This window comes from Flavobacterium johnsoniae UW101 (assembly GCF_000016645.1).
Classification (GTDB): domain Bacteria; phylum Bacteroidota; class Bacteroidia; order Flavobacteriales; family Flavobacteriaceae; genus Flavobacterium; species Flavobacterium johnsoniae.
The window spans coordinates 1,584,898-1,609,071 of the sequence record NC_009441.1; the positions used below are offsets into that span (position 1 = coordinate 1,584,898).

17 protein-coding genes are annotated in these 24,174 nt (G+C 33.9%); 3 read left to right on the top strand and 14 right to left on the bottom strand.

Going from position 1 to position 24,174, the window contains the following annotated elements; genetic code table 11:
• Positions 1-49: 49 nt before the first annotated feature.
• A complete protein-coding gene (locus FJOH_RS07220) occupies positions 50-526 on the top strand; it encodes a TspO/MBR family protein (RefSeq protein WP_012023470.1) in 477 nt (158 codons plus the stop codon).
• Here FJOH_RS07220 and FJOH_RS07225 read toward each other — a convergent pair.
• The 14 genes from FJOH_RS07225 to FJOH_RS07290 all read right to left on the bottom strand — a co-directional run bounded on the left by FJOH_RS07225 (position 448) and on the right by FJOH_RS07290 (position 19,302).
• On the bottom strand, positions 448-1,182 hold the full coding sequence (locus tag FJOH_RS07225) for an MBL fold metallo-hydrolase (protein ID WP_012023471.1): 735 nt from the start codon (positions 1,180-1,182) through the stop codon (positions 448-450). The genes FJOH_RS07220 and FJOH_RS07225 overlap by 79 nt on opposite strands.
• Before the next feature lie 60 nt (positions 1,183-1,242).
• Positions 1,243-1,824: a Crp/Fnr family transcriptional regulator gene (locus FJOH_RS07230; protein WP_012023472.1), complete on the bottom strand. Its 582-nt coding sequence runs from the start codon at positions 1,822-1,824 to the stop codon at positions 1,243-1,245.
• A 19-nt stretch (positions 1,825-1,843) separates the two neighbouring features.
• Positions 1,844-3,184, bottom strand: a complete 1,341-nt coding sequence (locus FJOH_RS26220) for a YncE family protein (protein ID WP_123875736.1) — start codon at positions 3,182-3,184, stop codon at positions 1,844-1,846.
• Positions 3,185-3,311: 127 nt separating this feature from the next.
• Complete coding sequence (locus FJOH_RS07240; protein ID WP_123875737.1) at positions 3,312-4,382, bottom strand: hypothetical protein; 1,071 nt, start codon at positions 4,380-4,382, stop codon at positions 3,312-3,314.
• A gap of 90 nt (positions 4,383-4,472) precedes the next feature.
• Entirely contained in the window at positions 4,473-5,120 is a 648-nt protein-coding gene (locus FJOH_RS07245; protein ID WP_012023475.1) for an HAD family hydrolase, read from the bottom strand.
• A gap of 6 nt (positions 5,121-5,126) precedes the next feature.
• Positions 5,127-6,335, bottom strand: a complete 1,209-nt coding sequence (locus FJOH_RS07250) for a BaiN/RdsA family NAD(P)/FAD-dependent oxidoreductase (protein WP_012023476.1) — start codon at positions 6,333-6,335, stop codon at positions 5,127-5,129.
• A 194-nt stretch (positions 6,336-6,529) separates the two neighbouring features.
• Positions 6,530-7,213: a glycerophosphodiester phosphodiesterase gene (locus FJOH_RS07255; protein ID WP_012023477.1), complete on the bottom strand. Its 684-nt coding sequence runs from the start codon at positions 7,211-7,213 to the stop codon at positions 6,530-6,532.
• 180 nt (positions 7,214-7,393) lie between these two features.
• Complete coding sequence (locus tag FJOH_RS07260) at positions 7,394-9,055, bottom strand: alpha-amylase family glycosyl hydrolase (RefSeq protein ID WP_012023478.1); 1,662 nt, start codon at positions 9,053-9,055, stop codon at positions 7,394-7,396.
• Between the two features lie 217 nt (positions 9,056-9,272).
• Positions 9,273-11,135 (bottom strand): glycoside hydrolase family 13 protein, encoded by a 1,863-nt coding sequence (locus FJOH_RS07265; protein ID WP_012023479.1) that lies wholly within the window; start codon positions 11,133-11,135, stop codon positions 9,273-9,275.
• 106 nt (positions 11,136-11,241) lie between these two features.
• Positions 11,242-13,356 carry a glycoside hydrolase family 97 protein gene (locus FJOH_RS07270; protein WP_012023480.1) on the bottom strand — a complete coding sequence of 705 codons (2,115 nt, stop codon included), beginning with the start codon at positions 13,354-13,356 and terminating at the stop codon, positions 11,242-11,244.
• Positions 13,357-13,579: 223 nt separating this feature from the next.
• Positions 13,580-15,883: a glycoside hydrolase family 65 protein gene (locus tag FJOH_RS07275; protein ID WP_012023481.1), complete on the bottom strand. Its 2,304-nt coding sequence runs from the start codon at positions 15,881-15,883 to the stop codon at positions 13,580-13,582.
• Between the two features lie 44 nt (positions 15,884-15,927).
• Positions 15,928-16,587: a beta-phosphoglucomutase gene (pgmB, locus tag FJOH_RS07280; protein ID WP_012023482.1), complete on the bottom strand. Its 660-nt coding sequence runs from the start codon at positions 16,585-16,587 to the stop codon at positions 15,928-15,930.
• Entirely contained in the window at positions 16,580-18,097 is a 1,518-nt protein-coding gene (locus FJOH_RS07285; RefSeq protein ID WP_012023483.1) for an MFS transporter, read from the bottom strand. The genes pgmB and FJOH_RS07285 overlap by 8 nt, the downstream gene beginning before the upstream one ends.
• A 173-nt stretch (positions 18,098-18,270) precedes the next feature.
• Complete coding sequence (locus tag FJOH_RS07290) at positions 18,271-19,302, bottom strand: LacI family DNA-binding transcriptional regulator (RefSeq protein WP_012023484.1); 1,032 nt, start codon at positions 19,300-19,302, stop codon at positions 18,271-18,273.
• A gap of 235 nt (positions 19,303-19,537) precedes the next feature.
• Here FJOH_RS07290 and FJOH_RS07295 point away from each other — a divergent pair, with 235 nt between their 5' ends.
• Positions 19,538-22,519, top strand: coding sequence for a SusC/RagA family TonB-linked outer membrane protein (locus FJOH_RS07295; RefSeq protein WP_012023485.1), 2,982 nt, complete (start codon positions 19,538-19,540; stop codon positions 22,517-22,519).
• A 35-nt stretch (positions 22,520-22,554) separates the two neighbouring features.
• Positions 22,555-24,159: a RagB/SusD family nutrient uptake outer membrane protein gene (locus FJOH_RS07300; RefSeq protein ID WP_012023486.1), complete on the top strand. Its 1,605-nt coding sequence runs from the start codon at positions 22,555-22,557 to the stop codon at positions 24,157-24,159.
• Positions 24,160-24,174: the final 15 nt, after the last annotated feature.

Sequence of the window (24,174 nt, forward strand, 5' to 3'; positions counted from 1 at the left end):
AATGGTTTAATTTTTCTTTTGACTATTTTTGAATTCAAAATTTGATGTCATGAATAAGTTCGTAAAAATCGCCATAGCTTTAGTAATTTGTTTAACAGTAGGGTATTCTGCAGGAGTGGTTACAAAGCCAAGTATTGAAACTTGGTACGTAACCCTGGAAAAGCCAGTTTTTAATCCTCCAAATTGGGTTTTTATGCCAGTTTGGACAGTGATCTACATCTTAATGGCCGTTGCAGCAGCTTTGGTTTGGGATAAAATAAAGCAGCAGACAGAAGAAGTTAAAAAGGCATTGCTTTTTTTTATAATTCAATTGGCATTAAATGCGATTTGGTCTTATTTATTCTTCGGATTAAAAAATCCAATGTTAGCTTTAATTGAAATTGTGCTTTTATGGCTGATGATTTATGAAACGTATTTAAAGTTTATCAAAATTAATAGAACTGCAGGTTATTTACTGATTCCATATTTAGCCTGGGTTGGATTTGCAACAGTTTTAAATGCCAGCATTTGGTGGTTGAATAAGTAGTGAACAAATTTTTCCAATTCCCCATTATTAAATAGAACAGGTCCGTGACCAAAACAAAGTATTTTTGGTTTTAGCGAAGCCAATTTTAGAATGGATTTTCTATTGGTTTCTTTGTCAGCGGTAAACAAATGTGGAGGTTCATGCAAACCGACTTTTGTTGTTAGAAGATTCATATTGGTCATCACATCGCCTACAATTAAAACACCATCGTTTTCCCTGAAAAAAGAAATATGTCCACTTGAATGTCCTGGTGTTTCAATAACCGTGAATCCGCCAATTTGATCGCGTTCTTTTAAGGTTTGAGAAACCGGATGTCCTTTTCCTGCCCAGAAATTCTCCTGAAATTTCGAAATAAAATGATTTGGATTTGGATATTCTGTAATTACATTTCCATTTTCTGCAAATGCTTTTTCAGGTTCACTGCATAAAAGAGGAATGTTCAAAGTTTCGCAGATAATTTTACTGCTTCCCTGATGATCGGCATGAGCGTGCGTCAAGGCGTGTTTGGTAATGTTTTTGCCTTTAATTGTTTTTATTATTTTATTGGCAGAAGTTCTAATTCCTGCGTCAATTAAAACATCTTCAATTATATAACAATTAATAGCGTTGCGAGGAAATAACGGAATCTGGTAAACTTCTTTGGCGATATTTTTCATTTTCTTGAATTTTATATTGGCAAAGATTTGAATTCAGATTCTTAATCCACTTGATAAATGTTAAGAAATGTGCTGACGGATTCTGCTTAAAGATTCAGGTGTAATTCCGAGAAAAGAAGCGATATAAATTAAAGGTGTTCGTTGAATTATTTTGGCTGGAGCCGAAGCTAAAAATGTCTGGTATTTTTCTTTGGCAGGAATCATTTGAAGTTTTAAAACCCGATCGGCCATACACAGGTAGTTCTGCTCTGCTAAAATTCTTCCAACACGTTCCCAATTCGGAATTTCATTATACAAAAACTGCATTTTTTCAAAAGTAATCGAAAGCACTTCGCAGTCTTCGATACATTGAATATTTTCAAAAGAAACCGATTGATTTATAAAACTGGAGTACGAAGCGATAAAACCCTCGTCACAGCTTAAATAAGTCGTAATTTCTTTTCCGTCTTTTAAGTAATAAACACGAGCAAGACCTTCAACAATAAAAAAGATTTTACTGCTGATTTTTCCCATCGAAGAAAGAAAATCTTTAGCCGTAAATTTTTCATATTCAAAACAAGAAGCAATTGTCTCAATTTCATTTTCAGAAAAAGAGGCAATTGCTGTAATTTGTTTTTGTAGTGAAATATATTTTTTTGTCAATCAGATAAATAATAAGATTTTATTCAATACTTATTTTTTCTATTGCCCATTCTTTATTTAAACCTGCTCCAGTTGCTTTTACTATTACAAATAAACTATTTCCAGCAGAATTACTAAATACAAAAAATGGCTCGGCATTGTAGAATACTTTTTCGGATTCATTTTTAGAAACTAGAAATTGCTCTAACGATATTTTCTTTTTAAAAGCAAGATTTGTATCATTATATATATACACATACGGAAGTTTCCTTAGCATCCAATCTCCAGTTGTTAGTAGTAGATAGATATTATTTTTTGCTGCTGAATGATCTAACCATTCAATTGATGAGTACGAATCGGCAGTAGTAATTGTACCATTATATGCCATATCCTGATTTCTAAGTTCAGAAGTTCTTAATACCGTTTTGCCTCTGGTAAATATTCTATTTCCATCTTCAGAAAACCATAGATTTCCATTCATCGGATAATCTCCGTGATAAGGAGAATCATAAAGATATTCTGCATTTCCATTTTGAATGTTGTATTTTTCTATATCAGAAGGACTTAGGCCATTATCTGCTCCATATAGATACTTGCCTGACGGATGCAGTCTTCCTTTTGTACCTGCAAATATTAGATTACCAGATTGAAGAATTTCGTTGTCATCCTGCAAATTCATATTGACACATCTTAAATGAGTCCATTGATCTTTTTGTGGAAAAACATAAGCCCATTTATTGTTTGCTAATACAATATCAAGTGCATAGCAAGATACAGAATAGGTGTTTATGATAGTTTTGTTAGTTAAATTAACATAAGAAATGTGTGCATCATGTCCAACAGCAGCAGTTTTTCCATCTTGTGAAATCGATACGCATGTAGGGATATATTGTAATGGTATGCTTTCTATTGCTCCTGTGTTTGTAGATAGAATATTGATCGTTGCAGGACTTGAAGAAACATAAATAAGCTGATTAGTGACTTTAGAAAACTCTGCATCGACAACATCAGAATTTAAAACCACTTTTTGTTCTACAAAATTGGTTACACTTACAACTATTGAGTCTTTTTTATTGTTGATATTTAGATATAATTTTGAATAAGATTTACCATTTGTCAAGTTTTTTTTATCAACAGTGACCTTAATTTCATCATGATTTAAAGAGGTTATGGCACCCTCTTTTTTAGAAAGGCTGACATAATCTTTTGAACTTGTTATTGTATAATTTAATGAAGTTTTTGCTTGATTCTCAATGTTAAGGACAAGATTATTGTTGAAAATAGTAAAATTTAAGGTATCTGGTATAGAGTAATTAGTTTCTTTTATTTGTTCGTTTGAGTCATTTGAATCATTGTTGGAACAGCCAATAAGAGTTAACAATGTGATTAATGTTAATACAATTTTTTTCATATTATTAATTGATTTTGTTTCATTACTTTTTAATAGAATGTCAAACTACATTACAAAAAACATGAAATATTAAGTTATTTTAGTTAAGATAAATTTATTATTTAATAGTGATTTTTTGAATTGCCCATTCATTGACTAAATCTGAATCTAATGCTTTTGTTACTACAAATAAACGATCTCCAGTAGAGTTGCTAAAAACAAAATATGGAACAGCATCATAAGTTTCTGCACTGTTTTTTTTCGTTTGATTGAAATATTTATCCAAATCGAGTTTATTTAAATAACTAAGATCTGAATCGTTAAAAACATAGATGTTATTTGATTTTATAGGATTCCATTGATCGCCATTTGAAAAGATTACATATAATTTTCCTTTTGAAGAAGAATGATCTAGCCAATCAATCTTAGAATCACTTTCGGAAGAAATTTTGCCATTATAAACCCCATCTAAACTATTAAGTTCAGAAGTTTTCAAGACATTTCTTTCTTTAGTAAAAAGCCTGTTGCCGTCTTCTGAGAACCATATGCTTGGAACAGTATAGTTTTGTTCTTCAAAGTTAGATTCGTATCTATCATCAATATTACCATTTTTAATTGTAAGTCGCTGAATTTTAGAGCTTGATGATGGGCTTTGGATATAGAGATATTTGCCTGATGGATGTAGTCTTCCTTTAGCTCCAGCATATATCTGATTGTATATACTTATTGGCATTTCGTAATTATATTCCAGATTCATATTAACACTTTTGATGTATGTCCATTGGTCTTTTTCTGGAAAAACGTACACCCATTTATTGTTTCCAAGAACGATATCAAGCGCGGAACAAGAAATAGTATAGGTTTGAATTATGGATGGATTTTTTAAATTAACATAAGTGATGTGACCATCATGACCCACTGCGGCTGTATTGCCATCTTGCGAAATTGAAATGCATGTAGGGGTATAAGCCAAAGAAATTTTTTTTAATGACTCTGTATTAGAATCAAAAATGTTTACTTGAGAAGGATTTGACGAAACGTAAACTAACTGATCTGTTTTCTTTGAGTACTCAGCATCAATTACATTTGAATTTAGCAGTATCTTGTTTTCTTTAATATTTTCCGGATCATTAGAATCACAGGCAAATACCATGAAAATCAAAACAATTGCCAAAAGTATTTTTTTCATTAACATTTATTTTTTATTTGTGCAGGGACATATTTAAAGCAACAAATATAGAAAAGTAGTTAGAAGAATCTTTACGGAAAACCTCATTAATTATATAATTCTAATTAATTCTGAAGCAGTATTGATAACCACTTTTGCCCCGCTAGATTTCAATTCTTCTTGGGTTCTGTAGCCCCAAGTAACGCCCACAGGAAACATATTGGCGTTTACCGCAGTTTTCATATCAATATCAGAATCGCCTACAAACAGGATTTCTTCTGGTTTTAAATTCCATTTTTTACTGATTTCAATCGCTTCAAACGGATTCGGTTTCTTAAGCGCTTCTGTGCTTAAACCAACAGCTGTGTCGAATTGTTTTGGAAATAATTCACAAGCTATTTTCTTTGTCAATTCATCTGCTTTGTTGGAGAAAACAGCCATTTTGATGTTTTGCGAAGTCAGATTTTCTAACAATTCTACAATGCCTTCATAAGGTTTTGTTTTGAGCGTACAGATTTTAGTGTATTCATCGACCATGCATTCAAAACAACTTTCGATTTCATCGTCAGAACTGTTTGAAGCAGGTAAAGCTTTACTTACCAGATTTCTTAAACCGCTCCCAATAAAATATTGATATGTGTCGTAAGTATGTGTAGGATAATTTAAAGCGGTAAGTACTTTATTCATCGCATCTGAGATGTCTTCTAACGAATTGACTAATGTACCGTCTAAATCAAAAATAATTCCTTTAAATTTCATTTTGTATTAAATATTTTGAGCCAGAATAAACCCGCTTGTCCAGGCATTCTGAAAATTAAATCCTCCCGTTATGGCGTCGATATTTACAATTTCGCCAGCAAAGTAAAGATTTTCGTGAATTTTACTTTCCATGGTTTTGAAATTGATTTCTTTTAAATCGATTCCGCCTGCCGTTACAAATTCTTCTTTAAAAGTGCTTTTTCCGTTTACTTTAAATTCGGCTTTGGTTAATTGTGAAGTCAGATTTTGCAATTGAATTTTCGATAAATCTGCCCATTTCATTTCAGAATCAATTCCTGAAGCGAGAACGAGACTTTCCCATAAACGATTCGGAAAATCAAATGGAGATTTTTTTGAAACGGCTTTTTTGGCGTGTTCTTGTTTTAAATCTTTTAGGATTTTTTCGGCATCTTCAAAATCAACATCATTTAACCAATTCACGAAAATGGTAAATTGATAATTTTTATCGTGTAAAATACGCGCGCCCCAAGCCGAAAGTTTCAGGATTGCGGGACCGCTCATTCCCCAATGCGTAATTAATAAAGGGCCTGTAGATTCTAGTTTGGTATCTTTTACATTTACAGTAACTTGTGCGGCAACGCCGGGTAGTTCTTTAATTCGAGAATCTTTGATATTGAAACTAAATAGGGAAGGAACAGGGCTCACAACAGCGTGTCCGTGTTCCTGAAGCATTTCCCAAATTTTTGGGTTGCTTCCCGTTGCCATTACTAATTTTTCGGCAGCGTAATTATCAGTTTGTGTATCAATTTTCCAGTGATTTTCTTTTTTGAAAATGGATTGTACACTTTGACCAGTTAGTACTTTGATACCTAATTTTTCAGTTGCTTTTAAGAAGCAATCGATAATGGTTTGGGATGAATTAGAAACAGGAAACATTCTTCCGTCTTCTTCGATTTTTAATTCGACACCGTGTTTTTCAAACCATTCTATTGTATCTCCCGAACAAAATTGATGAAAAGGTCCTCGAAGTTCTTTTTCGCCTCGCGGATAAAACTTTACCAATTCGTTAGGTTCAAAACAAGCGTGTGTAACATTGCATCTTCCGCCACCAGAAACACGGACTTTAGAAAGGACTTCTTTTCCTCTTTCTAAAATGGCAATTTTCAGTTTCGGATTTTTCTCTGCAATATTAATTGCAGTAAAAAAACCTGCAGCGCCTCCGCCAACGATTATTATGTCGAAATTTTTGATCATATTTTTTTGGGTTGCCACGAATTGCACGAATTGGCACTAATTTTTTTTGCCACAGATTACACAGATTAAAAGGATTTTTTCTTTCGCCACGAATTACACTAATTTCCACGAATTATTTTAGGATGATAAATTTGTGTCAATTCGTGAAATTCGTGGCAAACAAATCTGTGTTAATCTGCGTAATCTGTGGCTATTTATATTTTATCTGGATTATCAGAGATAATTCCGTTTACGTTGTAACTTTTTACTTTTTGAATGTCTTCTTCTGTGTTTACTGTCCATGGTAAAACTAAGAATCCTTTTTCCTGCATTTGATGAACATTTTCAATATTCAATAATTGAAAATCAGGATTTATGGCTTTTGCTTTTATTTTTTCGGCGAAAGCCAAAGCAGTTTCTATATTTTCTTCTGTTAGAACACCAATCGGGATGTTTGAATTTAAGTTTGATGTTTCCTCCAACATATTCCAATCAAAACTTGAAATGATAAAATGATTGTAATTCCAGTTTTTTTCTGAGACATATTTCTCAATTAATGCAACAACTTTAGACGCAGTTCCTAAACCTTTTAATTCAATATTGATGAGGCACTTTTTGTCAACCAAATCGAAAACTTCATTTAAAGTTGGGATTTGATATTTTCCATCAATTAAAAATGATTTTAATTCTGTTAAAGTAAAATCATTTACAAAACCTTTTCCATTTGTGGTTCTGTCGATAGTTTCGTCGTGAATTACAATTAAATGTTCATCGGAACTCAAATGAACATCAAGTTCAATTCCGTCTGAATTTAGATCTAAGGCTTTTTGGAAAGCTTGTAAAGTATTTTCAGGTTCGTAGGCTTTGGCGCCTCTGTGTGCAATCTTTAAAACATTCATTTTATAAAGGTTCAGAGTTGCAAAGGTACAAAGGAGCAAAGGAAAAATAATAGCCACAGATTAAAGGATTAAAAATGATTTTCAAAACCTGTGCTAAATTACGTCTCTCGCAGATTTTGCAGATACGGCAGATTTTTAATTATCTGCATAATCTCCTAAATCTGCGAGAGACAAATATTTTTAAATTTCTTCTAGTAAAACAATGTCAAAATCATTGTCGATAATCACTTTTCCATCTATTACTTCGACTTCTTGATTCGAGTATGTGTCTTTTAGTTTTGTTCCGTTTGGGAAGACGTCGCCAACAGGAAGTTCTTTTCTGCCTTTTGGTAAATCTACTCCCATAACTACTTTATCTATAAAAGAGCCTTTTGTAAATGTTCTGGAAAAAGTATAAGGATACGGATTAATAAGTTTGTGAACACCCGCTCCAACAGCAGGATGGTTTCGTCTAAACTGACCTAATTTCTGCCAATGCAAAAGCGTTTTCTGTGTTTCTGGATTATTCTGAATATCCTCCCAATTCATATTAGAACGTAATGTTGCATCGCCTTGAGTTCCTTCAATAACTAAAGATCTTGCAGATTCATCTCCATAATAAACCTGAGACATTCCAGGCGAAAGCAATAGTTTATTTGCGGTTTCGATGCTTTTGGTTCTGTTGGCATCAAAAGGCTGACCGTCGTCATGAGAAGACATATAATTAAGGACAGAATATCCTTTTAAATCATTGTTAAGTGCATTCGAATATTTAGAAAATAAACCTTCGTAATCGTTTTGGGCAGCATTCCATTTAAACTCGAAATTGATCATGCTGTTGAAACCATTTTGGAAATAATTGACTTTTCGGTCTCCAAAATCATAATCCTGCCCTCCGCTGATTCCGTAACCGTAAACTTCGGCAATTGTATAAAACGGATTTTGATCTAAAACTTGTAAAGGATGATGTTTTTTCCAAGTCTCAAATGCATAATCACATTCTTTTTTGAAATCCGCCCAAAGGGCTTCTTCAGTGTGTTTTACAGTATCAGCACGGTAGCCGTCAATTCCGAATTCCAGAATGTAATCTGTAAGCCATTTGATGATGTAATATTTCGGAGTTCTTGGGTAACCTGTTCTTTTAAAGAACTCGTCCAACGAAGCAATTTCTTTTTCATAACGGTCTTCTTTTTTCCATTTTTCAATTAAAAGAAGAGGAAGTTCGACTTCTTGTACACTTTCAGTTCTAATATCTGGAAGATTGTCAACCAAAGTACACATTGTTGTATTTTCGAATGATTTATAATCGCAAACTACGCCCGTTCTAACCCAATCTGAAGGCCAAACAGGGTCTTCTGGTGTTACTGGTCCTGTATGATTAATTACGCCATCCAGAATTATTCTGATGCCTTTTTCGTGTGCTTTTTTAACGAGATTTGCTAAGTCTTCTTTTGTTCCAAAGTTGGGATCTAAGGCGGTCCAGTCTTTTGCCCAATAACCGTGAAAACCATAACTCAATCCAGTTCCTTCATCAACGCCGTCGTGAATTTGCTCGACAATCGGCGTAAGCCAAATGGCATTGATTCCTAATTTTTCAAAATATCCAGATTCGATTTTTTTAGTGATTCCGATGATGTCACCGCCTTCAAATCCGCGAAGTTTTCCCGGAGTTTTGGTTCGGTTAAAATTGACGTCGTTGGAAGTGTCTCCGTTGTAAAAACGATCTGTAAGTAAAAAATAAACATTTGCTCCTTCCCAAACGAAAGGTGTCTTTGAAGTATTATTCATTGTAACTGATTTTGAGCCAGAACAACCCATTATTAAGAATACTAAAGATAGATAAAGGAAAGTGTATTTTTTCATTCTTTAAGAGTTTTTTAGATAAACATCATGTTGAAAAAAATAGCCACAGATTACACAGATTAAAATGATTTTTTCTTTTGCCACGAATTACACGAATCTCCACGAATTAATTTATCATATTTAAATTTGTGAAAATTAGTGAAATTCGTGGCAAACAAATCTGTGCTAATCTTTATAATCTGTGGCAAAAAGATACTGCGAACTTCGCGGTTAAGCTTTATTCCAATTCTAAAACCAAAGCCGATTTTGGTTCTAAAGTAATTTCAGAAGCTAAATCGAATGTTTTTCCTGTAATAACATCTTTACCAGATTTGTAGTTTTTGATGCTTTCTTTAAAACGGTTTGTTTTTACAACCTGTTCTTTTGCGTTGTTATTGAAAACTACCATTACGGTTTTACTATCAGTGTATCTGAAATATACATACGTGTTGTTTTCTGGAATGTAATGCGTCATTTTTCCAAAATGAACCGCTTCGTTTGTTTTTCTCCAGTTGAATAATTTTGAAGAGAAATCAAAGTAAGCAGCTTGTTCTGCAGTTCTTCCTTCTTTGGTGAAAGCGTTGTTTTTATCTCCAGCCCATCCGCCTGGGAAATCCTGACGAATATCGGCATCTCCGCCTTTGCCTTTATCTCCGCCCATTCCAATTTCTGAACCGTAATAGATTTGCGGAATTCCACGAACTGTTGCCAATAAAGTCATTGCCAGTTTGTATTTTGGTAAATCATATTTGAACTTTTCGTTCATACGATCTGTATCGTGATTTTCGGAAAAAACCAAAATGTTATTGGTATTTGGATATAAAAAATCCATTGCAAAATTGTTGTAGAATTTAATCAATCCGCTGTCCCAGTTTGGTTCATCTTCACTGAAGGCAGAAGTGATTTGACTCTGAAGAGTAAAATCCATTACAGATGGAAGGTTTGAATTGTAATTTTCGATAGCGCCAATTTTACTGTCTTTTTGCCAAAAAGCTAAATTCGCCTGATTGTGCATCCAGATTTCACCCACGATATTAAAGTTAGGATATTCGTCTGTAATAGATTTTGCCCAATTTGCCATAGCAGTTTTATCTGAATAGTTATAAGTATCTACTCTAAATCCGTCAAGATTTGCAAATTCGATCCACCAAATAGCGTTTTGAGTTAAATATTTGGCAACCAAAGGATTTTTTAAATTTAAGTCAGGCATTGATGGTACAAACCATCCATCAACACAAACTTCTTGGTCTATTTTTGAAGCGTGAATATCTGTAATAACTTCACGTCTGTGGTGTGTTTGAGTGAAAGTTTCAAATTGATTGAACCATGTTTTGGTTGGAATATCTTTCATCATCCAGTGTGTAATTCCCCAGTGATTTGTTACATAATCCATAACTAGTTTCATGTTCTTTTTGTGCATTTCTGCCGATAAACGAGCATAGTCATCGTTTGTTCCGTAACGTGGATCTATTTTATAAACATCAGATTGTCCGTACGTATGGTACGAATGCTGTTTGTCGTTGTCTTCGCATAAAGGCGTGCTCCAGATTGTAGTTGCGCCAAGAGATGAAATATAATCTAAGTTTTTGATGATTCCTTCTATATCTCCACCATGACGTCCGCTTGGGTCTTGACGGTTTCCTTTTTCAGTTAAAGAAGCATCGCTGTCGTTTTTCGGATTTCCGTTAGCAAAACGATCCGGCATGATTAAATAAATCAAATCCGATGCGTCGTAACTTTTTCTGTCTGCTGAATTGGCTCTTCTTTCTTTTAGAGCATATTTTTGTTTAAAGGCAACTTTATTATTGTTTTTGAAAGAGAAAACCAATTCAGAAGCTTTTACGTCTTTTGTATCGATTGTTACGAAAAGATAGTTTGGGTTTTCTGTTTTTTCTACATTTTTGATCGCAACATTATTAGAAACCGAAGCTTCATATTGTGCAATATTTTTTCCGTAGAACATAATCTGCAGTTCCGAATTTTTCATTCCTGCGTACCAAAATGGCGGTTCTACTTTTTGGATTTGCGCTTTCGCGGAAGCGGAAAACAACAAAACCAATAGGACTAATTTATAGATAAGTGATGTTTTTTGGTTTTTCATAGTGAAGTAGAATTTAAACCATATAAGAAATGTAAGAACAATTAAGAAAAAAACTGGGGGATTTTAATTTTAAATGATCTTACATTTCTTATATGGTTAATTTAAATTATTTGTTTTCGATAATGCTTATCGCATAACCTCCTCCTGGAGCAGAAAACTGAGATAATTTTGATTTGTTTGTTACAGCAATTTTCTTGATTGTATAAGCCTGCGGATTAGTTTTGTAATGCGCATCTTTTGCATCAGCATAAATTGTAGCTGTATATTTTTTACCTTTTTCTAGGAAGCTGAAATCGATGTTTGAAGTACGAGGAGTTTCACCGTTTACGTTTCCAACGAACCAGTTGTTTGTTCCTTTTGCTTTACGAGCAACTGTAATGAAATCTCCTGGTTCAGCTTCAATATATTTACTTTCTGACCAGTCTACAGCTACATCTTTAATGAATTGGAATGCATCTGGAAAACGGTTGTAGTTTTCTGGAGTATCAGCAGCCATTTGTAATGGACTGTACATAGTAACATATAAAGCCAATTGGTTTGCAATTGTACTGTTTACATGCGATTTGTTTTCAGGATTCATTTTGCTGATATCCATTTCGAAGATTCCCGGTGTATAATCCATTGGACCACCAATTAAACGTGTAAATGGTAATACTGTAACGTGATTTGGTTTAGAACCTCCAAATGCTTGGTATTCTGTTCCTCTTGCCGCTTCGTTTCCAATTAAGTTAGGATACGTTCTTGCAATTCCTGTTGGGCGAACTGCTTCGTGAGCGTTTACCATAATTTTGTAATCAGCTGCTTTTTCGATAGCATATTGGTAGTGGTTTACAATCCATTGGCTGTAATGATTTTCACCTCTTGGTAAAATATCTCCAACATAACCGCTTTTTACAGCATCATACCCGTTATCGTTCATGAATTTGTAAGCAGCATCCATGTGGCGCTCGTAGTTACGAACAGATCCTGAAGTTTCGTGGTGCATGATGATTTTTATACCTTTAGATTTTGCGTATTCGTGAAGACCTTTTACATCAAAATCCGGGTAAGGCGTTAAGAAATCAAAAACATAATCTTTAGAGTGTCCAAACCAGTCTTCCCATCCTTCATTCCATCCTTCAACTAAAACGGCATCGAAACCATTTGCAGCAGCAAAATCAATGTATTTTTTTACGTTAGCATTGTTTGCTCCGTGAGTTCCGTTCGGTTTTGCTTTCGCAAAATCAGTAACACCTAATTGTACTGTTGGGTAATCATTAGTATATGACCAAGAGCTTTTTCCTGTAATCATTTCCCACCAAACACCAACGTATTTTACTGGTTTAATCCAAGAAGTATTGTCAATTTTTGATGGATCGTTTAAGTTATAAGTCATTTTTGAAGCTAAGATTTCTCTAGCATCATCGCTCACAATAATCGTTCTCCAAGGAGAATGATTTGGCGCCTGCATGTGACCTTTGTCTCCTTTTGCATCTGGAGTTAACCAAGATTCGAAAACTAAGTTTTTATCGTCTAAATTCAAGTGCATGCAAGAATAATCAATCAAAGTCGCTTCGTGTAAGTTGATGTAGATTCCATCATTTGTTTTTAACATCAAAGAAGTCTGAACTCCTGTTGGCGAAAAAGATTTTTGAGAAACGTTTGCTGTATATGCTTTTTCAGATAAACCTCTAATTTCAGATAATTTAGATTTTGTATAATCGTATTCCTGAGTGTCATAATCTCCTGGAATCCAGAAAGCAGTATGATCTCCAGTCATAGCAAATTGAGATCTTTCTTCTTTAATTACAAAGTAAGTAAGATTCTTTTGCGCAGGGAATTCATATCTAAATCCAAGTCCGTCATCAAATAAACGGAAACGGATTACGATTTGTCTGTCTGTTCCTTTTTGATTTAAAGTAACCGCTAACTCATTATAATGATTTCTGATGTGATCTACTTCTCCCCAAACCGGTTTCCAAGTTTCGTCAAAAGTGGAAGTTTTTGTATCAGTAATTGTAAAGTCGTTCAATAAAGATTTTTTGTCATCTTTAAGTTCAAGACCCAATTTACTGGTTTTTACAACTTCTTTGTTTTTGTATTTTAAATTGTACGTTGGAGTTCCGTCGTTTTGAAGAGAAAATTCCATTACGAACTTGCCTTCGGGTGATTTTAACTGCTGCGCTTTTGCAACCGTGCTAAACGCAAACAAAATTAAACTTGCGAAAAATAAGTTTTTCATGTTTTTTAGATTTTAAATTTATAGTAACGTATTAGTGGGTATAATTGAACACATAGAAACATAGATTTTATCTGTAAAAAATAGAGAATAAAGAGAAACTGGTTTCTTTCACATAGTGAACTATGTTTATTTTAAATAAGTGAAACGCCTTTTTTGAGTACTCTAAATCTATGTTTCTATGTGTTTAATATTTTTTGTTAATTATCCCTAATGGTTTATTGCATTAATTTATTTGTACAAATTTACTTGCAATTACAGGATTTCCATTAACGATAATTGTTAAATCTTGATCGCCGTCTACAGTAAAAGTTGTTTCGTTGTGATTTACAGCTACTTTTAAAATTTGGTTTCTGAAATTAATTTTAAAAGAGTAACCGTTCCATTCTTTTGGGATTTTTGGAGAGAAATGCAATTGGTCATTTTTAACACGCATTCCTCCAAAGCCTTCCACGATACTCATCCAAGTTCCGGCCATTGACGTGATATGACAACCTTCTTCCACTTCTTTATTATAATCATCCAAATCCAAACGAGAAGTTCTTAAATAAAATGTATATGCCATGTCCATTTTATCTAAAGCAGCTGCTTGAATCGAGTGAACGCAAGGAGAAAGTGAACTTTCATGAACTGTAAATGATTCGTAGAACTCGAAATTGCGTTTTAATTCTTCTTTAGAAAAATGATCTTCGAAGAAATAGAAACCTTGTAAAACGTCAGCCTGTTTGATGTAAGGTGAACGTAATACACGATCCCAAGACCATTTTTGGTTAATTGGACGCTGTGATTTATCTAAATCTTTTACAGGAACTAAATCTTTGTCTAAGAATCCGTCTTGCTGTAAATAGATTCCAAGTTCTTTAGAAATAGGGAAGTACATATCATCTGCCACTTTTTTCCATTCCTGAATTTCATTCACCGAAAGGCTAACTTTGTCTAAAATGCGTTTGTGATCTGCAGGATATTCTGAAGCTACTTTTTCAATTTGTTCAGCCGTAAAATCAATACACCATTTTGCGATATAATTGGTGTAGAAATTATTGTTGATGTTGTTTTCGTATTCGTTTGGTCCTGTAACACCAAGAATTACATATTGATTTTTATCTTTTGAGAAAGAAGCTCTTTGGTGCCAAAAACGAGCAATACCAATTAAAACTTCTAAACCTTTTTCAGGAATATAAGAGTAATCTCCGGTATAACGGTAATAGTTATAAATCGCAAAAGCAATCGCTCCATTTCTATGGATTTCTTCGTGTGTGATTTCCCATTCGTTGTGGCATTCTTCACCATTCATGGTAACCATTGGGTACAATGCAGCACCGTTTTTGAAACCTAAATTATCCTTAGCATTTTCAATCGCTTTGTCCAATTGATTGTAACGATATGTCAATAAGTTTCTTGCAACTTGCTGGTCTTTTGTAGCCATGTAAAATGGAATACAATAAGCCTCAGTGTCCCAATAAGTAGATCCTCCATATTTTTCTCCAGTAAAACCTTTTGGACCAATGTTCAAACGAGAATCTTTTCCTGAATAGGTTTGGTTCAATTGGAAAATGTTGAAACGAATTCCCTGTTGTGCTTTTACATCGCCTTCAATAGTAATATCTGACATCTCCCAAACTTTTGCCCAAGCGTCAATTTGATTTTGAAGTAAAGTATGATATCCTAAAGCAACAGCAGATTTGATTACTTTTTCGGCTCCAGCCAAAGTGTTTTCGTGGTTCAAAGAAACGGTATATCCACCAATTTTTTGAATTGATGAGGTTTGTCTTTTTGCAATTATAGTTCCGTAAGTATACTGAACTTTATCTACAGTTGAATCGATTGTCGATGGCGAAACATTGATGTTTTCTCCGTTTGCCAAAATCGTATTGTGCATGAAAGTCGTAACTTTAAAATGCGTTTTAAATGTTTGAGCTGTTACAAAAGCTTCGTTTGTACCTTTTTTAACTTCCAAAGGTTCCCAGAATTTTTCTTCCCAGTTGGCATCTTCATTGGTTACACCAGCGTCGATATACGGTTTGTAAACGATTTTTGCATCTTTATTTAAAGGTGTAATATCGTATTTGATCACTCCAGCTTCGTCTAAATCTAATGAAAGAAAACGACGAACATTTACAGCGATTTCAGTTCCGTTTTTTAGAACTGCTTCAAAGGAACGATTGTACCATCCTTCTTTCATATTCAATTCTCTGCGGAAGTTTCTAACTTCGGTACAAGTATTTAAATCAAGATTTTCTTCGTTGATTTCAATGTCAATTCCAATCCAGTTTGGAGCGTTTAGTACTTTGGCAAAATATTTCGGATAACCGTTTTTCCACCAGCCCACTTTTGTTTTGTCCGGATAATAGATTCCAGCTATATAACTTCCCTGAAAAGTTTCTGCTGAATAGGTTTCTTCAAAATTGGCGCGTTGTCCCATAGCGCCGTTTCCGATACTAAAAAGACTTTCAGACGATTTTACTCTTTCGGCATCAAATCCTTCTTCTATAATTGACCAATTGTCTGGTTTTATATAATCTTGGTTCATTTGTTTTTAAAGTGTTTTTGTGATTGATTGATTTATGATTGATTTTATTTTGTGATTAATGATTCGATAAAGGTTTCATCTATGAAAGTGAAATCTTTAAAAATGAAATCAGCCTCATGCAAAATTGTTTCCTCACCAATTCCCACACTTACCATTTCTGCAATATTTGCTGCCTGAATTCCGGCAACAGAATCTTCAAATACAATTGAATTTTTTGGATCAATGTTTAATAATTGAGCCGCTTTTAAGAAAACTTCTGGATCTGGTTTTGCATTGGTAACGTCATTTCCGTCAACAATAACATCGAAGTAAGACAGAACTCCTGTTTTTTCTAAAATTGGTCTTGCATTTTTACTGGCAGAACCTAATGCAATTCCCTGTTTTTTATCTTTTAATAGTTTTAGAATTTTTAAAACTCCTGGAAGAACCTCACTTTCATCCATGTCAACTAAATAAGATAAATAATCTTCGTTTTTTTGAATCAGCCATTTGTCTTTGTCTTCCTGAGAAGCCTCTACATTTCCTAATCCAAGTATAATGTCTAAAGAACGAACGCGGCTTACGCCTTTTAAAAGTTCGTTATCTTCATGTGTAAAATTTATATTTAATGACTGAGCGATTTTCTGCCAAGCCAAAAAGTGATATTTAGCAGTATCGACGATTACTCCGTCAAGGTCGAATATGAATGCTTTTTTATTATTCATGGATTTCAATTTTAGTTTTGCTATTTACTCTAAGAGTCAATAATCCTGCGAAAATCATTGATACACCTCCAATTATTAGAGCGTAAATAGGTTCATTATGAAAGAATTGTTTAATTACAAATCCTAATATCGTAGCAGCTACGATTTGCGGAATTACTACGAAAAAGTTAAAAACTCCCATATAATAACCCATTTTTGCAGCAGGCAGAGCACCAGATAACATGGCATAAGGCATTGATAAAATACTTGCCCATGCAATACCAACTCCAAGCATTGGAAGGATAAGCATTTGTTTATCGCCAATAAAATAAACAGAAATTAAACCAACACCTCCTGCACATAATGCCAATAAGTGTGTTGCTCTAACGCCTACTTTTTTTGCAATAACTGGTAATAAGAAAGCAACTGCTGCGGCAATTCCGTTATAAACTGTAAATAATACCGAAACCCAGTCGGCGGCATCATTGTAGATTTTTGAAGTTGTGTCTGTAGTGCCAAAAATATGCTGTGTAACTGCTTGAGTTGTATAAATCCACATTGAGAAAAGCGCAAACCAAGAGAAAAATTGAACCCAGGCTAATTTTTGCATTGTTTTTGGCATATTCAATAAATCGGTCATGATTATGGTAAAACCATTCTGAACTTTTTTTGTTCGTAACTGCGATGCAATTACAAATAAAACACCAATGAAAATTAGACCAACAAATAGAATATAAAGTTCTTTTGCCAGATTGTTTTCGAAGATTAAAAATGAAATTAAAGCTCCGATACCAGCAAACAATAGCCCTAAAAGCAATTGTTTTTTTGTAGAAACGCCAGATTCTGTTTCAGAATTCGCTAAGTCTTCAGAGTCTTTTTTGCTGTTAGCTTCAAAAGCATGAAGTTCTTCCGGAGTATATTCGGTTGATTTAAAAACGGTCCATAAAACAGAAAGCAGAAAAACGATTCCGCCAATATAAAATGACCATTTTACGGCATCAGGAATTATTCCTTTTGGAGCAACATTGCTGACATCAAAAACATTTGTGAATAGATAAGGTAAAATAGAACCTACAACGGCGCCGGTACCAATAAAGAAACTCTGCATTACAAAACCTAATGCGCGCTGCTCGTCTGGTAAATTATCGCCGACAAAAGCACGGAAAGGCTCCATTGAAACATTTATCGAGGCATCCATTATCCATAAAGTTCCTGCAGCAATCCATAAAGTTGGAGAGTTGGGCATTACAAACAAAGCCAATGAAGACAAAATAGCGCCAATTAAAAAATAAGGACGACGTCTTCCTAAACGAGTCCATGTTCTGTCACTGAAATAACCAATTACAGGCTGAATTATTAATCCTGAAACAGGAGCCGCAATCCATAAAATTGGAATTTTGTCAATTTCTGCACCGAGGGTTTCAAAAATTCTTGAAGTATTTGCGTTTTGCAGTGCAAAACCAAATTGTATTCCTAAGAAACCGAAACTCATATTCCAGATTTCCCAGAAACTTAATTTACGCTTTTCCATTATCGTAATTTGAAAATTATACGATAAGCGCTTTGCTTATCAAAACTTTGTTCTTTTCGAAGTAAAACTAAAAGCCTTGACGGGCGTAAAAGTATAAATTATTTTTTTATTAAAGCTAATAAAAAAGCCATAAAAATTAATTATGGCTTTAGAAAGTGTTGATTTTAAGTTTTTTAGTCAGTAGATTCTCTTTTTATGAGATGCGTTTCTATGACTTCTGTAATGTAATTTTCAGTATGTTCTTCATCCTCATCTTCTTCCGCCTCTATACGTTCAATAAGCATTTTGGCTGCTTTATTGCCCATTTTTTCACCGCTTTGACTAACTGTGGTGATAGTTGGAGTTGAATATTTTGAAATAATTCCGTCTGTAAAAGCAATAACAGCTAAATCTTCAGGAACTTTTAATCCCATTTTATTGGCTGTTTTAATAATCGTTACTGCAAAAAGCTCGTTTACGGCAAAAACAGCATCGAAGGCACGATCATGCAAAAGCTGGCTTATGGTAATTTCGCAGGTATCTACATCTTCGATTTTTATAATTAAATCCTCATTAAAAGGTAATCCGTTATCTAATAAGGCTTTTTCGTAACCGTCTGTTCGCAGTTTTCCAACACTTACATAATCAACAGTTGTTACAAGTGCAATTTTTTTGCGTCCGCTGTCAATTAAACTCTGAACGGCTTCATACGCTGCCGATTTATCATCAATAATTACTTTATCACATAAAATATCATTCGTAACACGGTCAAACATTACAACCGGCATTCCCTGATTGATAACTTCTGTTATATGGTGAAAGTCGCCTTTAAACTGGGTTTCTTTAGAAAGAGACATGATAAAACCATCAATACTTCCGTTGGCTAACATCTCCATATTCAGCACCTCTTTATCAAAAGAATCGTCCGATACACAAATGACAACACTGTAACCATATTCGTTCGCAACCTGTTCAATTCCGTTGATTACAGTAGAGAAAAAATAATGTACAATTTCCGGAATAATAATACCAATACTTTTGGTTTTTCGGTTTTTTAAACTAAGGGCAATATTGTTTGGTTTATAGTTATAAAACTTTGCAAAAGCCTGAACTTTTAGTCTTGTTTCTTCTCCAATTTCAAGACTGTTTCTGAGTGATTTTGAGACAGTTGAGATAGAGACGTCAAGTTCCTTTGCGATTTGTTTTAAGGTTATTTTACGTTTCATGAGATAAGGTGAAAAAAATCTAATTAATAATAAAGGTATCTGATATTTTTATAATTGACAATTTTAACGCTAAAAGATTACAAAAAATAGAAAGTTTTCAACACTACCACGTTTTCGTAAAGCAATAAAAATTGCCTCAGGTCGAGCACGTTAATAAATTCATAATTTTGGAATTCGAAGTAAAATTAAAAACTTAACTAACAATCACAAACTCAAACTAATTTAAACAAAAAGTATGAAAACAATTTACAAAAAGTTGTTATTTTTATTCCTATTGTTGCCTTTTAGTGTGTTAGCTCAAAACACTCTTACAGGGACTGTTGTCGATAAAACAACAGGTCAGCCAATACCAGGAGTAAACGTAAATGTACAAGGTGCTCCAAATGGTGCATCAACCGGATTTGATGGAAATTACCAGCTGTCAAATGTTAAAAACGGAAGTAAAATAGTTGTTTCTTTCATTGGATACAAAACAGAAACAATTGATTACACAGGTCAAAAAACATTAAATGTTTCTTTAAGCGAAGATACAAATCAACTTCAAGAAGTTGTAGTGCAAGTAGGTTATGGTACTGTTAAGAAAAAAGACGCAACAGGATCTGTATCTCAAATTTCTGCTAAAGAATTCAATAAAGGAATTAACGTAACTCCAGAAAGTTTAATTGGAGGCCGTATTGCCGGTGTTAATGTTGTTGGAGGAGGAGCTCCGGGAGCAAAAGCAGATATTAGAATTCGTGGTGGATCTTCTTTAAGTGCTTCAAACGATCCATTAATTATCTTGGACGGACTTCCATTAAGTAATGCGGTTCCAAGTGGTGCTACAAGTATTTTATCTACTATTGATCCAAATGATATTGAATCTTTTACAGTTCTTAAAGATGCTTCTGCAGCAGCTATTTACGGTTCTCGTGCGGCAAATGGTGTAATTGTAATTACAACTAAAAAAGGAACTAAAGGTGGTGTAAAAGTTAATTTTAGTTCACAAGTTGGTGTAAATACAGTAGCAAATACAGTTGATGTTTTAAATGCAGACCAATTCCGTAATTTTGTAAATACAAAAGGATCTGATGCTCAAAAAGCATTAATGGGTACTGCAAGTACTAACTGGCAGGATGAAATTTTCCACACGGCTTTAACAACAAACAATAATATTTCTGTAAGTGGTGCTTTATTTAATAAATTACCAGTTCGTTTATCTGTTGGAAATGTTGATAATCCTGGAATCCTAAGAAACACTTCTTTTGAAAGAACTACGACATCGATATCGTTAAACCCGGTATTATTTGACAATCACTTAAAAATTGACATCAGCGGAAATTTATCTTTCAGTAAAAATCAATTTCAGGATGAAGATGCTGTTATTGGTTCAGCGATTAGTTTTGATCCAACACAGTCTCCTTATCAGGCAGGTTCTCGTTATGGGGGATACTTTGAATGGTTAGAAGCAAATGGAAACTTAGCATTATTACCTGCTAAAAACCCAGTTGCAAGATTAAACCAAGAAGATAAAAGATCTAAATCTACCAGAAAATGGGGTAACATTAGCGTAGATTATAAATTCCATTTCTTTGAAGATTTAAGAATCGTTGCTGAAGCTGGTATTGACAGATTTGACAGCAGCGGTTACAATAGACAAAGTACAGAAAGTGCTTTAGGATTTCAGCCAACTGCATTTAGTTCAGGAACATGGGTAAATTTAGGAAACTATGATACTTATACTGATGATCTTCAAAACAAAAATTTAAATGCATATTTTGTTTACAGCAAAAATTTAGGAAAACTTAAATTGGATGCTACTGCTGGATACAACTATCAGTTATTCCAAAAAGAAAAATACCAGTCAGGAGCGCTTACACAGCCTGCAGCAACTAGAAATGAAGATGTTATTACAGATCCGGATATTAATCTACAATCATTCTTTGGTCGTTTAAACTTAGGATGGGACAGCAGATACTTACTGACATTAAATTATAGAAGAGACGGAACATCTCGTTTCTCTGAAAGTAATAGATGGGGGAACTTTTTAGGAGGTGCTTTTGCCTGGAACGTTGCTGAAGAATCTTTCTTAAAAGGTAACGAAACACTATCTAGTTTAAAATTGAGAGCTGGTTATGGTACTACAGGACAACAGGATATTTCACCGCAGTATGATTATTTAAGAAGAGTTACCCTTGGTACAGTTAATACTCAATATGTATTTAATGGTGTTGTTTACAGAACAGCAAGACCTGAGGGATATAACGAAAACATCAAATGGGAAGAATTGTCAGAGATGAATATTGGTGTGGATTTTGGATTCTTAAGAGATAGAATTACGGGGACAATTAACTATTTTGATAAAAAATCATCTGATTTGTTAGCTGATGTATTAGTTCCGGATGGTGCTAATTTAAGGAATCAAGGATATAATAATATTGGTAATTTAAGAACAAAAGGTCTTGAATTCAGTCTTCAGTCAGATATCATTAAAAAAGATAATTTAACTTGGAATGTAGCAGTTAATGCTACTTATTTGGATCAAAAAATCGAAAATTTAGGTCAGACAGTTGAAGGTTTCCAAGGTTACGAAGTAGGAGATAATATTAAAGGAGGAAATGGAAATAAGGTGTTAATTAACACAGTTGGATTTGCTCCAAATTCATTTTTTGTTTACGAGCAATTGTATGATGCTAACAAAAAGCCTATTGCAGGTGCTTATGTAGATAGAAACGGAGATGGTAAAATTGATGCTAATGATCGTTACAGATATAAAAAACCAACAGCAGATTACACATTTGGTTTATTCTCTACTTTAAACTACAAAAAGTTTGATTTTACAATGAACTGGAGAGCAAGTTTAGGAAATTACATTTTTGACAACGTAAATTCTAATATGGGTTATTCAGATGCTGCTTTAAGAAGACAAACAGACTTGTCTAACGTAAGTTCAGATTACTTAAACACAGGCTTTACTTTTGAAGATAATGGAACACAACGTTATTTATCTAACTATTATGTTAAAGATGCATCTTTTATTAAATTAGATAACGTGACTCTGGGATATACTTTAGATAAATCTTTATTAAAAGATGTTTCTTTAAGATTCTCTGCTGGTGTTCAGAACGTTTTTGTACTTACAAAATATGATGGGTTAGATCCGGAGAAATTCAACGGAATTGACGGTAACGTTTACCCAAGAGCAAGAACTTTCTTGTTTGGAGTAAATGCAAGTTTCTAATAGTACATTGAAAAACAAAATTTAAAACATACAAAATGAAAATATCATTTAAATATATATCTTATTTCTTCCTATTTATCTTAGGAATAAGTATGACGCTTACTTCGTGTACTGACGATTTAAACGTGACACCAAAAGATGACGATGAGTTTTTATCTGAGACCTTTTTCCAGGATCCAGCATCTTACAAACAAGTTTTAGCAAAATTATATGCTGGTTTATATGTTGGAGGTAATGACGGTGACGGACAAGCTGATATTGCAGGTCTTAGCGGAGATTTCAGCAGTTATTTACGTTTGCTTTTTGTAACACAGGAATTTACAACAGATGAAGCGATTATTGCCTGGGCTGATGGTACTTTACCAACATTGAACACGCAGACTTGGTCTCCTCAAAATGAGTTTTTATACGGAACTTATTCAAGAGCATCTTATCATATCAGTTTAGCAAATGAGTTTTTAAGACAAACTACAGATGAGAAATTAAATGCCAGAGGTGTTGATGCTAATTTAAAAGCTGAAATTGCAACTTTTAGAGCTGAAGCACGTTTCTTAAGAGCTTTTTCTTATGTTAACTTAATGGACTTATTTGGTAATGTGCCTATTACTACAGAAGCAGATCCAGTTGGCTTCTTTTATCCAGTTCAAAAATCAAGAGCGGAAGTTTTTGCTTTTGTAGAATCTGAATTAAAAGATTTAGACAGCAGTCTGCCAAATGCAAGAACGAATGAGTATGGAAGAATAGACAAAGTTGCCGCTAAATTTTTGTTAGCTCAAATTTATCTAAATGCTAAGGTTTACACTGGAACAGAAAAAAATAATGAAGTAGGTACTTTATGTACTGAAATCATTAACTCAGGATATACTTTTGCAAACGTTCCTTATGCGTATTTGTTTTCTGCGGATAATGATAAAAATGGAGCGCAAAACGAAGTTATTTTCCCAATCATAAGTGATGGAAATGCTATCAGAGCAACTGGTGGAGGAATGAGTTTTATTCTTCACGCTTCTATTGGAGGAAGCATGGATGCCGCTTCAAGAGGAATGGACGGAGGATGGCAGGGTATCAGAACTCGTAAAGAGTTTGTGGCTCTTTTCCCTGATGCAACAGCAACAGGAGATAAAAGAGGAACTTTCTATACTGATGGACAGGCTTTAGATATTACGAATGTATCAACATTTACAGATGGTTATGCTGTAACAAAATACATAAATAAAAAAGCTGATGGTTCACCAGCACAAAGAACTGATATTCCTGATACTGATTTTCCAGTTTTTAGAATTTCTGATGCTTATTTAATGTATGCAGAAGCGGCAGTTAGAGGTGCTAGTACAGCAAACATTGGAACTGCAGTAAATTATATTAACCAAATTAGAACAAGAGCGGAAGCATCTACAATATCTGCTGCAAATTTGAATCTTGATTTTATCCTTGCAGAGAGAGGTAGAGAATTGTTTTGGGAATGTCACAGAAGAACGGATTTAATTCGTTTTGGTAAATTCACAGGAGGATCTAAAATCTGGCAATGGAAAGGCGGAACAATGAATGGTGTTGCGACAGAATCTTTTAGAGATTTAATGCCTATTCCTGCGAAAACAATTCAGGCTAATCCGACTTTAAAACAAAATCCAGGATACTAACACCTAATAGAACTT